Origin of the sequence: Mesorhizobium sophorae, assembly GCF_002270415.1 — a bacterium.
Classification (GTDB): Bacteria; Pseudomonadota; Alphaproteobacteria; order Rhizobiales; family Rhizobiaceae; genus Mesorhizobium; species Mesorhizobium sophorae.
In genome coordinates this window covers 48,808-62,937 of the sequence record NZ_NNRI01000021.1, presented here as the reverse complement: position 1 = coordinate 62,937, position 14,130 = coordinate 48,808, and the positions used below count along the sequence as shown (strand labels likewise).

General features: G+C 61.3%; 13 protein-coding genes and 1 pseudogene. 9 read left to right on the top strand and 5 right to left on the bottom strand.

Annotated elements, in window-relative coordinates:
* Positions 1-838 precede the first annotated feature (838 nt).
* Together tnpA and tnpB (CGZ66_RS28430) are read left to right on the top strand one after the other, a co-directional pair.
* Positions 839-1,276 carry an IS66-like element accessory protein TnpA gene (tnpA, locus tag CGZ66_RS28435; RefSeq protein ID WP_095090164.1) on the top strand — a complete coding sequence of 146 codons (438 nt, stop codon included), beginning with the start codon at positions 839-841 and terminating at the stop codon, positions 1,274-1,276.
* Positions 1,273-1,482: an IS66 family insertion sequence element accessory protein TnpB gene (gene tnpB, locus CGZ66_RS28430; protein WP_206073792.1), complete on the top strand. Its 210-nt coding sequence runs from the start codon at positions 1,273-1,275 to the stop codon at positions 1,480-1,482. The genes tnpA and tnpB (CGZ66_RS28430) overlap by 4 nt, the downstream gene beginning before the upstream one ends.
* A 6-nt stretch (positions 1,483-1,488) precedes the next feature.
* On the opposite strand, the gene CGZ66_RS28425 is transcribed toward tnpB (CGZ66_RS28430), so the two are convergent.
* Positions 1,489-3,606, bottom strand: a complete 2,118-nt coding sequence (locus CGZ66_RS28425; RefSeq protein WP_095090162.1) for a recombinase family protein — start codon at positions 3,604-3,606, stop codon at positions 1,489-1,491.
* A 1,036-nt stretch (positions 3,607-4,642) separates the two neighbouring features.
* On the opposite strand from CGZ66_RS28425, the gene istA (CGZ66_RS28410) reads away from it, so the two are divergent.
* The 3 genes from istA (CGZ66_RS28410) to CGZ66_RS28400 are packed head-to-tail and all read left to right on the top strand — an operon-like array spanning position 4,643 to position 7,153.
* On the top strand, positions 4,643-6,142 hold the full coding sequence (gene istA, locus CGZ66_RS28410; RefSeq protein WP_095090507.1) for an IS21 family transposase: 1,500 nt from the start codon (positions 4,643-4,645) through the stop codon (positions 6,140-6,142).
* Positions 6,135-6,908 carry an IS21-like element helper ATPase IstB gene (istB, locus tag CGZ66_RS28405; protein ID WP_095090157.1) on the top strand — a complete coding sequence of 258 codons (774 nt, stop codon included), beginning with the start codon at positions 6,135-6,137 and terminating at the stop codon, positions 6,906-6,908. Before istA (CGZ66_RS28410) ends, istB (CGZ66_RS28405) begins: the two co-directional genes overlap by 8 nt.
* On the top strand, positions 6,905-7,153 hold the full coding sequence (locus CGZ66_RS28400; protein ID WP_095090155.1) for a hypothetical protein: 249 nt from the start codon (positions 6,905-6,907) through the stop codon (positions 7,151-7,153). The genes istB (CGZ66_RS28405) and CGZ66_RS28400 overlap by 4 nt, the downstream gene beginning before the upstream one ends.
* Positions 7,154-7,341: 188 nt before the next feature.
* On the opposite strand, the gene CGZ66_RS28395 is transcribed toward CGZ66_RS28400, so the two are convergent.
* Together CGZ66_RS28395 and CGZ66_RS41785 are read right to left on the bottom strand one after the other, a co-directional pair.
* The gene (locus CGZ66_RS28395; RefSeq protein ID WP_245331263.1) at positions 7,342-7,764 is read right to left on the bottom strand and encodes a helix-turn-helix domain-containing protein; all 423 of its coding nucleotides are present in this window, start codon (positions 7,762-7,764) and stop codon (positions 7,342-7,344) included.
* Positions 7,765-7,923: 159 nt separating this feature from the next.
* Positions 7,924-8,253 carry a DUF5372 family protein gene (locus CGZ66_RS41785; RefSeq protein WP_167392284.1) on the bottom strand — a complete coding sequence of 110 codons (330 nt, stop codon included), beginning with the start codon at positions 8,251-8,253 and terminating at the stop codon, positions 7,924-7,926.
* Positions 8,254-8,276: 23 nt separating this feature from the next.
* Here CGZ66_RS41785 and tnpB (CGZ66_RS28390) point away from each other — a divergent pair, with 23 nt between their 5' ends.
* On the top strand, positions 8,277-8,453 hold the full coding sequence (tnpB, locus tag CGZ66_RS28390) for an IS66 family insertion sequence element accessory protein TnpB (RefSeq protein ID WP_095090153.1): 177 nt from the start codon (positions 8,277-8,279) through the stop codon (positions 8,451-8,453).
* Positions 8,454-8,523: 70 nt separating this feature from the next.
* On the top strand, positions 8,524-9,303 hold the full coding sequence (locus CGZ66_RS28385; RefSeq protein ID WP_245331262.1) for an IS66 family transposase zinc-finger binding domain-containing protein: 780 nt from the start codon (positions 8,524-8,526) through the stop codon (positions 9,301-9,303).
* On the opposite strand, the gene istB (CGZ66_RS28380) is transcribed toward CGZ66_RS28385, so the two are convergent.
* On the bottom strand, positions 9,257-10,024 hold the full coding sequence (gene istB / locus CGZ66_RS28380) for an IS21-like element helper ATPase IstB (protein ID WP_095090151.1): 768 nt from the start codon (positions 10,022-10,024) through the stop codon (positions 9,257-9,259). The genes CGZ66_RS28385 and istB (CGZ66_RS28380) overlap by 47 nt on opposite strands.
* Positions 10,002-11,761 (bottom strand): annotated as a pseudogene (gene istA / locus CGZ66_RS28375) (IS21 family transposase); the annotation flags it as partial. The gene istB (CGZ66_RS28380) and the pseudogene istA (CGZ66_RS28375), both read right to left, overlap by 23 nt.
* Before the next feature lie 134 nt (positions 11,762-11,895).
* Here istA (CGZ66_RS28375) and tnpC point away from each other — a divergent pair.
* Positions 11,896-12,966, top strand: a complete 1,071-nt coding sequence (gene tnpC / locus CGZ66_RS28370; protein ID WP_280952839.1) for an IS66 family transposase — start codon at positions 11,896-11,898, stop codon at positions 12,964-12,966.
* Positions 12,860-13,894: an IS110 family RNA-guided transposase gene (locus CGZ66_RS28365; RefSeq protein ID WP_095090149.1), complete on the top strand. Its 1,035-nt coding sequence runs from the start codon at positions 12,860-12,862 to the stop codon at positions 13,892-13,894. The genes tnpC and CGZ66_RS28365 overlap by 107 nt, the downstream gene beginning before the upstream one ends.
* Positions 13,895-14,130 lie beyond the last annotated feature (236 nt).

The following is a 14,130-nucleotide window of genomic DNA, read 5'->3' as shown; positions in this document are numbered from 1 at the left end:
CTCCCGGGTCTCCTGGCCGGCAACGGCATCTTTTTTGTTTAGCTACGATATGCTGAAGCGTCCCATATAAAACGAATATGCCATCATGCGCGTTCGAGAGCATTCAGCAACGCCGGATCCAGCGGGCGATGCAAGCCCTTCGGCGCGGCGGTAGTGGGGTCAGTTTGAAACTCCGTCCCAACCACAATAGGCGCTTTCGCCTATACGCCGTGTGGAAATAGGCGGAAACGAAGGCCATCTTCAAGCTATGACCGATAAGCATCCAAAGCGCCCGCGCGACGCAAACCAATTGGCGAGGTCGATAGTTGACATCGCGACTGGCGAGGCGCCGGCTGAAGAAGATCTCAAGAACAAGGCCGCTGTGGAGCTAGGGCGGCGCGGTGGCAAGATTGGCGGCCGCGTGCGGGCTGACCGCATGTCGCGCAGAACAAAGGGCCGAAGCAGCGACGCGATTAGCTGCATCCGCCCGCTGGAGAAGGCGCGGCGACTAGGCGGCTTCTGCTGCCTCGATTTCCGCAAGTCCATAGTGAAGTCGAAATCCATCTGGATAGGCTCTTCGTCCGACCTCGCCTCGTTGTAGCTATCGACATCGACCTTTAGCTGCCGAACGTCACCAACGATCCCGCGGCCGCGCTGCTGGAAAGACATCTGCATATGGTGCCGTGGGGCGGTTCGAATATCGTCCCAAAGAACCATCTGCTGGCCGCCTTGTCGGGCGAATTGAGAAACAGCCCCCCGCGTTGCCTCACCAGGATTGTTCCCTACGACTGGGACGCTCAGTGTAAGCGGTGCACCAAGGCACCTTGCAATAGGCCGATGAACATGGAGTTTTCGCGCCATGACATTGGAACATGCAGAGGGCGATTTGGTCGCCGAGTTAAGCGGTGCGGCGGCGGCCGAAGATTGTGCAACGACGCCCGGGCGCGCGCGGCAACGAAGGCTGTGGAGCTGCACTGAGAAGCGCGCGTTGGTCGACCTGGCGAGCGCGGCGGGGTCGTCGGTGACCGAGGTCGCGCAAGCGTTCGGCGTAGCCCCATCACAGCTCTATGCCTGGCGCAAGCAGATGGCCGGCGGCGAGCCTGATGCCGATCAGGCGATGGCGACCTTCGCGCGCATCGACGTGAGCGATCTGCCCGAGGTCGAACGCCCCGTCGCCGATTGCCCGGACCCGGCCGGCAGGATCGTCATGGCCTTTGCGAACGGCGCGCGATTGCGGATCGACGGGATCGTCGATCCGACAGCGCTGCACATCGTTCTGGCGGAGTTGACCAGGTGATCACGGTGGTGCCGACCGACCGGATTTACCTGTGCTGCGGCGCGACCGATATGCGCCGCGGGATCAACAGCCTGGCACGCATGGTGCAGCAGGTGCTTGCGCTCGACCCGCACACTGGCGCGATCTTCTGCTTCCGTGGACGCAAGGGTCATATCATCAAGATTCTGGCGCATGACGACCAGGGGTTCTGCCTTTTTACAAACTAACTGGCTTCATACTACAGCCCTTTCCTTGAGATCGGAGCATTTTGAGGAGTTGAGTCGGCGGATGGCTTCTGCCCGATGGGCGAGCTGGTTCCATCGGCTGCACTGCTTGGCTGGGACGTGCGGTCCTGGCAGCTCATAGAGGCCGATATAGCCGTTGTAGGCATGTCTTTTCACGATGTCGTATTTCGCCCATCTGACCAGGGTACATTCGGTGATCCCGAGTTTTGCGCAGGCTTCTGCTTTTGTCAGCATTCCCCGCTCGCGCGGCCGGTCGTAGCGCGAGCGCAGACCATATTGCTTGACAAGATAGATGACGCGCAAGTCGGTGAACTGGGCGTCAGCCTTGCCGCGCCGCGCTGAGCCGCCGGGACGGATTCCCCTTGCATTCAGGATGTCAGCGATTTCAGCGCAGATATGATCGTCGAGAAGCTTGTCGACCAATTCGACCACCTCGGGCCGGGTCCTTACCTGCTGTGCGGAGGATTTCGGGTTCTGAGTGGTCAATGTTTCGGTCCTTCCGCCTCTGAAGCGGATGTGGATCCGGGTCTCTCCCTCGGCCTGGAACTTGAGCAATGTGACGTCTTCGACAAGATAGGCAAGGAGTCGCTTGCGTTCTCGGTTCGGCAAGGTGGGGTCGCACCAGACCGTTTTGAAGTCGGCCGTCATGGCGATCAATCGATCACGGATTGCATCGTCGAGTGTCGCTCGGTCTTCGCGTAGAGCGCGCGCTCTTTCTTCTCGTAGATCAGCCAGCATGCGCAGTTTGTCGTTCCATTCGCGTTCAAGGGTGTCGGCAACCAGGCGGTTGTTCGGATCGACCAGCATAAACCGCCGCTGTGCAAGATCGGCATCGATTTGGGCGCGTTCGACGGCGCGGAGCCGGAGTTTGTCCGCTTCGTCATAGCGCGCTTCGATCTCTTTTCGGATCTCCAGAGCTAATTCCACGGCGGCGGGCGTCATTTCCGCGGCGATCAGTTCACCGATCGCCGCGTCGACGGGCCAGCCTGCGATCGACTGGCAGTGAGGCTCACCCCGAGAGACGTAGGCGCGGCTGCAGACGTACCAAGTGTCCACCTGACCGCGCCGGGTGACGTAACGGGCCCTCATGTGGCAGCCACACCGCCCGCATATGACGCGCCCCTGCAACAAAGCCGCGCCTTCGCGCGGTGGCGAGACCCGCGCGGTCTGGTAGCCTTGGCCATTGGCCTCGAGCGCCTTCAGGTTGTGCTGGAACTGCTCCCAACTGATATAGCCGGGATGGGCGTCCGGGATGCATGCGAGCCATTCATTGGGCTCACGTTTACGGACCTGTTTCTTTCCGTCGACGGTCCTGCGGTAAAGACGCTGGCCATAGGCATAGACGCCCGCGAAGCGAGGATTGTGCAGCGTGCGTAAGGCTGTCGATGTGGTCAGGGGTTGGAAGACCACCCGCTTGCTGTTGCGGAACCGGGATGGGAAGAGCAGACCTTCGCTGGCAAACGCCTTGACGGTCTGCGTAGCCGACCCGACCCGCGAGAACGTCTCGAAGAAGTGGGTGATCATCTCCCGGATCTGAGCGTCTGGATCGAGGACCACATCGCCAACCTCATTATAGATGAAGCCGGTCGGAAGGGGGCAACGATATTCACCGCGGCGTGCTTTGTTGAGAATGCCACCACGCAACCGGGCTTTGATAACGTGCAACTCGGCCTCGCTCATCGTGCCCTTGAGGCCCAGCAGAAGCCGGTCATTGAAGTTGGCCGGGTCGTACACGCCATCTTCGTCGAGGATGAGTGTGTCGGCCAAAGCGCAGATCTCCAGCAGCCGATGCCAGTCCGCATTGTTTCTGGCGAGGCGGGATACTTCCAGCCCCATGACGATCCCCGCGCGCCCCATGCCGACATCGGACACCAAGTGCTGGAAGCCTTCGCGCCACGCCGCTGAAGCGCCGGATTCGCCCTGGTCGCTGTCGATGACGGTGATCTGGTCGTCGCGCCATCCAAGCCCGATCGCGCGACCACGAAGATCGTATTGACGCTTGGTGCTTTCGACGTTCTCCATGACCTGTCGCATCGATGACTGTCGGATGTAGAGGTAGGCGCCACGCTCGAGATGATGCGATTGGACCTTGAGCTTTTCGTTCATGCTGTTCTCCGTTCAGGGGCCGCCATCACGATGGTGGCGAGCAAGTGGATGATTGTGCGTCGCTCGGACGTTTCGTCTGCGATCGGCAGCCTGGCGACTGGCGGCAAAGCCGCGGGTGGGGACCAGCCCGGCATACGCAAGATCGCGCTAACCCAGGCCCACATGCCGCGATGCAGAAGGATGGTAAGACCGCTGCGTGCCTCCATGTCGATGGCGGTTGAGAACCGCGTATAGATGGCGCCGAGAGGGAATTGATGCGGAATTCGGCTCGGAGTGGTGCTGAATGACGCTGATGATCTGATTTGGTTGGGGATGAGAGCGCGGGATGCGCCGACAGGAGCCCGGAGGGCGACTGAGGCGCATCCCGCGCTGCGTCCGCGCATGCTACATGTGCGGAGCGCCGCAATCAGACATCGACCCACTACCACGTAAACTCGATGTCCTATCCCAACGGCCCGTGTGAGGGGACTTGCAGGTCCCCGGGCACTGATGCCGACTGGTTCACGGTATGCGCCAGCATAATGGCATTGGCGCATTCCGTCGAGCTTTTCCCCGCAATCCCGACGGCGTTCCGAGAGGTTCGCCGCCGCAATGCAAACCGGTCGTTTCTTTCTCTGCGCACGGTGCCGCTCACAGGTCTTGCTTTGCCGGCATTGCGATCGGGGTCAGCGCTTCTGTGGTTCTGACTGCGGCCATGAAGCCCGCCGTGACAGTCTGCGTGCGGCGGGGCTGCGCTACCAGAACACCCGCCGGGGCCGCTTTGCCCACGCCGACCGCTCCCGCCGATATCGCCAGCGCTGCAAAAACAACGTGACGCATCAGTCTCCACCTTGTCTGCCGGATGGTTCACGACTGAACGCGCCCCTGATCGACGGCACCCTCGCACTGGACGACGTCACCGCTGAAGCGGTGCCATCGATCCCTCCGGCTCCGTGCTGCCGGCGCTGCAGTTGTCGGCTGCCGCCGTTCTTTCGCGGCGGCTTCGTGCGTCGCCGAGGGGCCTATGTCCGTCAACACGACTATGGAGACCCAACCGATGACCATATCCGCCGAGAAGGAAGCGATGATCCTGCGCCTGTACCACGTTGAGAGGTGGCGCTGTGGAACGATCGCAACGCAATTGCATTGCCACCATACGACGGTCTTCCGGGTTCTGAAGGAGGCCGGTCTGCCCCGCCACAGGCCGGTGATACGTCCCGCCGAGGTCGACCAGTATCTGCCGTTCGTCCAGCGGACGCTTGAGACATATCCAGACCTGACCGCCAGCCGCCTGTACGGGATGGTGCAGGAGCGCGGCTACAAGGGCTCGTCCTCCCACTTCCGGCATATGATCGCGCTCCACCGTCCGCGCAAGGCTGCGGAAGCGTTCCTGCGTCTGCGCACCCTGCCGGGCGAGCAAGGCCAGGTCGACTGGGCGCATTTTGGTCACATCGAAATCGGCAAGGCTCGCCGCCCGCTGATGGCCTTCGTCATGGTGTTGTCCTACTCGCGCGACATCTATCTGCGCTTCTTTCTTGATGCCCGCATGGAAAACTTCCTGCGCGGCCACGCCGGTGCGTTCAACGCCTGGAATGGTTTGCCCAGGGTGCTGCTCTATGACAACCTTAAGAGCGCTGTGCTTGAGCGTCACGGCGATGCCATCCGGTTCCATCCGACACTTCTGGCCTTCGCGGGCCATTATCGCTTCGAGCCCCGTCCCGTCGCCGTGGCGCGGGGCAACGAAAAGGGCCGCGTCGAGCGCGCCATTCGTCACATCCGGGAAGCCTTCTTCATCGCCCGCAAGTTCAAGGACCTCGACGATCTGAATGCCCAGGCCGAACAATGGTGCCGCAACCAGGCCGCCGACCGGCCATGCCCCGAGGACCGGACGATGACGGTTCGTCAGGTGTTTGCGCAGGAGCAGCCCATGCTTCTGCCATTGCCCACCAACCCGTACCCCATCGAGGAGCAGATCGCCGCGAAGGTCGGAAAGACACCCTATGTCCGCTTCGACCTGAACGATTACTCGGTTCCCCATACTCATGTCCGGTGCACGCTCACCGTGCGCGCCGATCTCGCCCAGGTCCGGATATTCGATGCCGCCACGATGATCGCCAGCCACCGCCGCAGCTACGACCGGGACCAGCAGATCGAAGACCCCCGGCACCTCAAGGCGCTCGTCGCCGTCAAGCGCGAAGCGCGCCAGCATCGGGGCCTCAACAGTTTGACGCGCGCCGTGCCGGCCTGCCAGAAACTGATGATCCACGCCGCCGAGCGCGGCGCCAATATCGGCGCGATCACCAATGCCATGCTCAAACTGCTCGACCTCTACGGCGCCACCGAACTCCAGGCCGCCGTCGAAGATGCCTTGCAGGCCGGGGCCTCTCATTCGAGATCGGTTCACGTCGCGCTCGAACGCCGCCGGATCGCGCGTGGCGCTCCACCGCCGGTCGAAACAAGGCTGCCGGAGCATGTCCGCAAAAAGGATACGGTCGTACAGCCCCACAAGCTCGACCGTTACGATCAACTCACTTCCGCAGGCAACGACGATGAATAATCCCGGCATCCTGTTCAACCGCGCCAGGGCGCTGCGCCTCAATGGCCTGATCGCCCACTGGGACGAAATCGCCGACGCGCCGTGGCTGGCCGCCGTGCTTCAATGGGAGGAAGAAGAGCGCTCCGACCGCTCATTGCGGCGACGCATGCGCGCCGCCAGGCTTGGCCACTTCAGGCAACTGGCCGATTACGACTGGAAATGGCCGCGTCGTATCGATCGCGCCGCCATCGAGGAACTGATGACGCTGTCCTTCGTCAAGGAGGCCGCCAACATCGTCCTTATCGGCCCTAACGGCGTCGGCAAGTCCACGCTCGCTCTTAACGTCGCCTACCAGGCGCTGGTCGCCGGCCATTCGGTCCTCTTCCGCACCGCCAGCGAAATGCTCGGCGAGCTCGCCGCCATCGACAGCGATTCCATGCTCCGCCGAAAGCTGCAGTACTATGCGGCGCCCGATATCCTGGTCATCGACGAGGTCGGATATCTCTCCTATTCCAACCGTCATGCCGATCTGCTGTTCGATCTCATCAGCCGCCGATACGAGAAACGCTCGACCATCGTCACCACCAACAAGCCCTTCGCGCAATGGTCGGAGGTCTTCCCCAATGCCGCCTGCGTCGTCAGTCTGGTCGATCGCCTTTTGCACCATTGTGAGGTCATTCCCATCGAAGGCGATTCTTACCGCTTCAAGGAAGCCTCCGAGCGCTCGAAGGCGCAGCGTCAACAACGCACCAGCCACCCCGCTGACGAAAAGGAGCCTGCAGCATGACCGGAAATCCTCATCAGCCGTCCGGTCTCGGGCGTGGAATCCAGTTCATCGTCAATGCCGAATGGACACCCGAGCAAGCAGCCGCCGTCTTCGAACTCCTCGACGATCTGCGAGACTGCATCTGGAGCCGTTACGCTCCCCACATCCAGCAGTTTGTCCGTCACCAACAAGCCCCTGACGATCAGCACCCTTCCAGCGACGAGCAGACAGGGCAAAAGCCCCATCCTCTCGATCCCTCCTGGTAAAAAATACAAAGCGGCCCCATCGGGCCGCTTTCTCCTCCACAATCCTCGGCACCATTTGTCCGCGCTTTCTCGCAGCCGTTAACACTCCAGAGGGAGCGCGGCGCCAAGCGCGGCGGCGCGCAGTATTTCGTATCGCTCCGTGGCGCGGGACTGCATCGCGCAATGCAATTGCGCACCGCCACTGATGGTTACACCGTTTTTTTTTCGCCGAGCGCACGCTCGATTGTTCTGGGGTGGACATCGAGTCCGAACTCTGTCCGGAGCCGGTTCGTCAGTTCGCGTGCCCGAATGGGCTCGCCCGGAACCACCTGGGCCCTGAGGAAGGCCAGCACTTCGCTCTGGATCTTGTGCGGGCCGTGCGGGCCGCGCTTCCTCGGTACTAGGCCGGCCAGACCCGCGTCCTCGAAGTCGGCTTTGGCCTGGTAGAAGGTCGGCCGGGAGACGCCATATTCGTCGGACACCTCCGTTACCGACATTTTGTCGACCGATACGCGCCGCAGCATCTCGTACTTCACCTGCACGATGTCGCGCGGATCGAAGAAGCCGTCCTCCCGGAACTTCTGATCGCCGATTTTTTCCGGGGCTGGATTGAGCGTGCCATCCTCGGCCAAAGCGCTGCCTTTCGATTGCCTGTGTTTGACGCTGTCCGACACCTGCGCCGCCCCCGATGTCGACTCAATTGACGTAATTATAAATATGTCGCGTATGGCTAAACCGTCAAGCGGATATCTGTCAACAAATCGAGTATAATCTCTGCTAATACGGCACATTCAGCGAAGCTCCCATGGGTTTTGCGGCGTTATTTTCCTTGCAACATCGGCAAAATTTCCCTTACAATCTTGCGGCGTTGCGCATCTCCCTTGCGATATGAGGCGCTCTACGAGACCGCTGAGTTCCAGTAGGTCGGTGAGGCTGCACAGTGCGCGCCCGTTTCCCGCGATAACCTCAAGGCTGGGGCCTGCTGCATCGGTCCATTGCGGCGGAACAGTGCAAATCCGGCCATCGTCAAAGCGCAGCAGCAATAGCTTGCCCCCTCGGTTACCGCGCTTCCCAACGCAGGCACCTCGCTGCCCGGAATACGGATGAAAGGGGTGAGTCACTGTCACAAACTGCGACGGGGACGATGAACCGCCTGCATTTCCAAGTGAGTTACAAACGGCTTACCGATGGTTGTTTCGCCTGGCCAACCACGAAGGATCAGGTCGCCGTGTCGCTCACCAAGGCGCAGCTTTCGCTGCTTCTGGACGGGATCGACTGGCGCCGGCCGAGCAAGATTTATCGACCGCGTTTGGCTGGCTGATTTTGCTCGTTTCTCATTGATTTTGTGTCGATTCTGCTTCCGTAACGGAGCTCTTTCGTATTTAATTTGGGTGTCGGAACAGACCCCCTCAATCGCTGATTTCCTCGCCCGGATCGCCCTTCTGGAGGCGGCCGTTTCTGCCCGTGACATCACCATCGCCGAACGCGATGAGCAACTGCGAAGGGAGCGCGCCGAGGCCGCACTTCGCATCCAGCGCCTGCAGCTGCAGATCGATCGCTTCAACCGCAAGGCCTTCGGCCGCTCGTCCGAGAAGCTGGGCCAGATGCTGCTCGAACTCGAAGATCTCGAGACCGATTTCGCCGTCGGCGTGCCCGATATCGAGCTGCCCATCGTCGCCGACACCGACAAGGTCCGGGTGTTGCCGGTGCGCAAGCTCAACCCCAACCTGCCGCGAAAGAGGATCGTTCGCGAACCCTCTTGCGCATGCTGTCCGGGCTGCGGCGGCGATCTGCGCGCCATGGGCGAAGATAGCGAGGAGATGCTCGATCTGGTCGCCCAGGCCTGGCAGGTGATGGAGACCATTCGACCCAAGTACAGCTGCCGGGCCTGCGATAAAATCATCCAGGCGCCGGCACCAGCCAAGGCCATTGCACGCGGCAAGCTCAGCTATGCCGCGCTCGCCCATATCATGATGGCCAAGTGGGGTTATCATCTACCCTTCTACCGTCAGGCACAGATGATGGCCGCCAAGGGCGTCGATATCCCCGCGGGTCACTTCAAATTCCCCCGGGTAGGGTCAGTCAAACTCCCCCACCCGCAAGACAGGACAGAGGGTGTATTTGTTAGTTTGACTTTGTTTCCCGAGCAAGGGCCTCAGCGGCTTCTTTGAGACGATAGCTGCGTCCATCGAACTCAAGCAGATGGCAATGATGCATCAGCCGATCGAGTATCGTCGTGCTCATGGTGTTGTCTCGCAGATATGTCCCCCAGTCCTGTACGACCCGATTGGAGGTGACGATGACGCTGCGACGCAGTTTGTAGCGCTGATGTATCAGGGTCTGCAGCCATGCGCCGGCTTCGTCGGGGATGGCCCGTGCGAGGAACAGATCGTCGAGCACGAGGAGATCGCAGTCGATGATTGTTCGCATCCGGGCCTCGCGTTGCGCGGGGGCGTTCAGAGCGTGGCGGTGGAAGAAGTCATCGGTCTCGAGATACTGGACCTTGTGGCTGTGCAGGATCGCCTGATAGGCAATCGCCTTGGCGATGTGGGATTTCCCGGTGCCCGGTTTGCCGACCAGCATCGCGTTCTCGCCGGCGGCGACGAACGCCAGGGTGTGGAGCTGGAAGCAAGTTTGGCGCGGCAATTTGGGATTGAAGGCCCAGTCGAACTCGGCGAGCGTCAGTTTTTCATCGAGCCCGGATTGCTGATATCGCCGCTCGATAAGGCGGGATTGGCGACGATCCAGTTCGTCCTGCAGGATCAGGGAGAAGGTCTCGAGGAAGGGTTGGTTTGCGCCCTGCGCCTGCAGCACGCGCGTCTGCAGCGTGTCGCGGACGCCCGACAGGCGCAACTGTCGCAGGCAGCGTTCAATTTCGGGTATGGTCATCATGGGGTTGGGTCTCCAGTTTGAGGTGAGAAGGGATAGCGGGAGCGCTCGTGGCGGCGAAGCTGGTCGGGGTTGCGCAGGCGCCACGAGCGCGAGGTGGAGAGGCGCGGTCGTCGTCAGCCCCAGCCTGCCGGCCATTGTTGCCGGCATCGTGCCGCACAGCACGGCTGAAGAGGTCGCCATATTCGGCGGGCGCGCGTATCAGTGGATGATCCTGGGTGAGCTGCGATACCGGCTGTGGGGCTTCTTCAACCTGTTGCAGCGCCTGCTCAAACAGCCGCTCGACAGTCGCGCGTACGTGCTTGTAACGGTAGATGCGGTTGCTGATGGCATGAGCACAGGCCTGCTCGACCAGCCGTGTCGGATACTTCCGGCTCAGCCCGACAATGCCCCACATCGCGCGCTGTCCGGGGCGTCCCTCGGCATCGAACATATGTTGACACAGGGCCTTGGTTTGTGGGCCGATGCGGCCGGCGTTCGCCAGCAGCACGGCGGTTTGCCGTGACGGATTGAACGGCCGTTCGTTGGTTGGCAGGACGACAGAACCGGGGTGCGTCATCCGGGGATGAATCCGCAGCAGCGCATGGGTGTGGCGATCACGGATCTCGATCGTGGAAGTGTAGATGCGCACGACGACCAGACTGCCGATGGCCGCGGGCCGCGCGGCGTAATAGCTGCTGTCGACGCGTACGGTGGTGTCGTCGCAGACGGTCCGAACGACTTCAGTGAAGATGCGGAAGGGTGCGACAGGCAGCGGCCGCAGGTGCGGCCTCTCCTCCTGGAACATGGCGTCGACCTGACGGCGAGTGCTGCCGTGGATGCGCTTGGAAGCCCAGTTCTCCTCCCAGTGCCTCAAGAACTCGTTCTGCGCTTCCAGCGTCTCGAAGCGCCGTCCGGCCAGCGCGGTCCCCTGGGTATGTTGAATCGCATTCTCGACGCTCCCCTTCCGATTGGGGTCCGCCACGCGGGCCGGATCGGCGACGACACCGTAATGAGCCAGCATCGCACTGTAGATCGGATTGAGCTCGGGCTCGTACAGATCGGGCTTGAGGACGCCTTCCTTAAGGTTGTCGAGCACCACATAGCTGACCACCCCGCCAAAATACCGAAACGCCTCTTCGTGAAGCTGCGCCCAGACTTGCTGGCTGGATTGCCAGACCACCCGCCGGAAGCTGCGCCGCGAATAGCGCAGCGTCATCACGAACAGGCGGGGACGACGGTACCGGCCGCTCTTGGGATCGATCGTCAGCGCGCCCTCGCCATAGTCGACCTGAGCCTCCTCGCCGGGGAGGAACTCTAGACGATCAAACTGCTTGGGATCGCTGTGTCGCAACGTGCGCACAAACCGCTTGACGCTTTGGTAGCTGGACGGAAAGCCAAACTGATCGACCAAGTCCTGGTAAATCGCCTGCGCATTTCGCTTCAGGCGGACCTGTTCTTCGATCCACGCCCGATGCACTTCGCAGGCCGAGCGGGCCAGGCTTCTGGTGACCGTCGCTCCCGACACCCCAAAAGCCGGTGGTCGGGGTGGAGGAATTTGGTCCTCCGCGCTTGCCGAGCCGGTGGTCACTTCCCCGGGGGAATTTGCCTCCGCACCAGCCCGCTGCGCTCGGTAACGCCGAATCGTCTTGCGATCGACACCCGTCAGCCTTTGAATCTCGCGCTGGCTGGTGTTGCGATCAAGTAATGTTAGTACGGTGCTTTGCAGATGTGCCTTCAAGACGTTCAACTCCCGGTCCCCTCGCTATAGAAAGGGGATGAAAATAAACGTCCTGCCTTACCGGCTACCGCTGTTCAGTAGCGCTGCCGGTGATCATCGGGTGGGGGAGTTTCAAGTGACCACACCCGGGGGATTTTGACCGACCCACGGGGATATCGAGCGATCCACCCTTGCGCGCAGCGCCGGCTACGCCGCCGCCTTGCTCGATCCGATCTACAATCGCATCCGCGAGATCGGCCGTACCCGCACCAAGATTCACACCGACGACACGCGGCTTCCGATCCTGGCGCCCGGCACCGGCAAGACGCACAAAGGCGCGCTCTGGGTTTACGTCGCCGACGACCGCAACTCGGGTTCGCAGGAGCCGCCGATCGCCTGGTATCGCGCCACCATGGGACGCGCTGGCGAGAGCGTCATGACCGAGCTCGCCGGATTTGCCGGCACGCTCCAGGCCGACGGTTTCAGCGGCTATAACCAGATCTACAAGGGCGGCGCCATTCGAGAAGCTGCCTGCCTGGCCCATCTGCGTCGCAAGATATTCGACGTTCACGACAGCCAGCCGACCGAACTCAGCACGACGGCGATGGCCGGTATCCAGGCGATCTACCGGATCGAGGAAGAGATACGGGGGCTCCCACCCGCCGAGCGATTGGCCGCACGACGAAGCCGGACCCGACCACTGGTCCGGGCGCTGCGACGACAGCTCATGCGCCAGGGCAACGGTTTGTCGCGCCATGCCGATATCGCGAAGGCCTTCGCCTATGGCACCAGGCGATGGCGCGCGTTCAACCGCTTCCTCCACGATGGCCAGCTCGAGCCCGACAACCTGATCGCGGAGCGGGCGATTCGTGGATTTACGGTCGGCAGGCGCAATTGGCTTTTCTCGGGCAGCCTCGCCGCGGCAGAGCGGTCCGCGGTCGTGCTCAGCATCATCGAGACCTGCAAGCTCTGCGGGGTTGATGCCGAAGCCTACATGGCCGATGTCGCCGAGCGCACCCAGAACGACTGGCCAGCCTCGCGCTGGGACGAGCTGATGCCGTGTTGGGGTGGACGGCTCCCAACGGCATCGCAATGTGCCAGAATGAGTTCGTTGAAAGCTCAATCGAGGGAGACCGTCCGTGGAAGAGATTATCAGAATTGGCCTGGATACGTCAAAGAGCGTTTTCCAATTGCATGGCGTGAACGCAGGCGAGCAACCAGTCCTTCGCAAGAAGCTTTCGCGTAGGGAGATGGTGAAATTCTTCGAGAAAACGCCGCCGACTACTATCGCACTCGAAGCCTGTGGAGGCTCTCATCATTGGGCGAGGCTGTTAAGTTCGTTCGGTCATGAGGTGAAATTGATAGCGCCTCAGTTGGCGAAACCTTATGTGAAACGCGGCAAGAACGACGCGGCGGACGCGGAAGCTTTGTGTGAGGCGATGAGCCGACCGACGATGCGCTTCGTGCCGGTGAAGACCGCGGACCAGCAGGCGGCGTTAATGCTGGTCGGTGTGCGAGAGAGACTCATTCGCAATCGAACGCAGCTCGCCAATGCCATACGCGGGTTTGCCATGGAGTTCGGCATCGTCGCGGCCAAGGGCATGTGCCGAATCGAACCGTTGCTGGAGCGGATTGCGGCGGATCAATCCCTGCCTGAATTGGCCCGCGAGCTTTTTGCCATGCATGGCGTTGAGTATCGCGACTTGCTTACCGAAACGAAAGCCGTCGAGGAAAAACTGACCGCGTTGCATCGCTCCGATGAATGCAGCAGGCGCCTGGCCGAAATTCCGGGTGTCGGGCCGGTCGGCGCATCGCTTTTGATGATGAAGACCCCAGATCCCCGAACGTTCAAGTCGGGTCGCGATTTTGCCGCTTGGATAGGCCTCACGCCCAAAGACCATTCGACTGCAGGCAAGGTCAGACTGGGGGTGATCACACGTGCTGGCGACGAAATGCTGAGGAGCATATTGGTGGTTGGCGCGACTGCTCTTCTTCAGCACGTCAGAGCAGGTCGAAGCAGGCATGCTTCCCGATGGCTCACCGAACTACTGCAAAGGAAGAAACCAAAGCTGGTTGCGGTGGCGCTCGCCAACAAGATCGCCCGTATTGCGTGGAAGCTCATGGTGAGCGGCGAGGCGTATCGGCGGACAGAGGAGCAAACGCAAGCAACATAGGAATTGGTCATCACGGTGAGCAGAATAGAATGCTACTGTGTTGAGCTGATGCTGTGAACTTGCAAGAGAAAAGCAGATGGTGCGATCGATCGATCCAAGACGCGTGATACTCCGTCAGTTCCATTGGCCTTTCAAGGTCGTTGCCGTGTTAGGAACATGCGTTGCGGAAACCATCTTGGCCAGTGGTCATGTGCGACCACACACAAAGGCCGCACATATGGAAGCAAGCGATCCGA

Coding starts and splice junctions, on each gene's coding strand:
- tnpA (WP_095090164.1), top strand. CDS start 839: ATGACATTGGAACATGCAGAGGGCGATTTGGTCGCCGAGTTAAGCGGT.
- CGZ66_RS28425 (WP_095090162.1), bottom strand. CDS start 3,606: ATGAACGAAAAGCTCAAGGTCCAATCGCATCATCTCGAGCGTGGCGCC.
- istB (WP_095090157.1), top strand. CDS start 6,135: ATGAATAATCCCGGCATCCTGTTCAACCGCGCCAGGGCGCTGCGCCTC.
- istB (WP_095090151.1), bottom strand. CDS start 10,024: ATGATGACCATACCCGAAATTGAACGCTGCCTGCGACAGTTGCGCCTG.
- CGZ66_RS28400 (WP_095090155.1), top strand. CDS start 6,905: ATGACCGGAAATCCTCATCAGCCGTCCGGTCTCGGGCGTGGAATCCAG.
- tnpB (WP_095090153.1), top strand. CDS start 8,277: ATGAACCGCCTGCATTTCCAAGTGAGTTACAAACGGCTTACCGATGGT.
- istA (WP_095090507.1), top strand. CDS start 4,643: ATGACCATATCCGCCGAGAAGGAAGCGATGATCCTGCGCCTGTACCAC.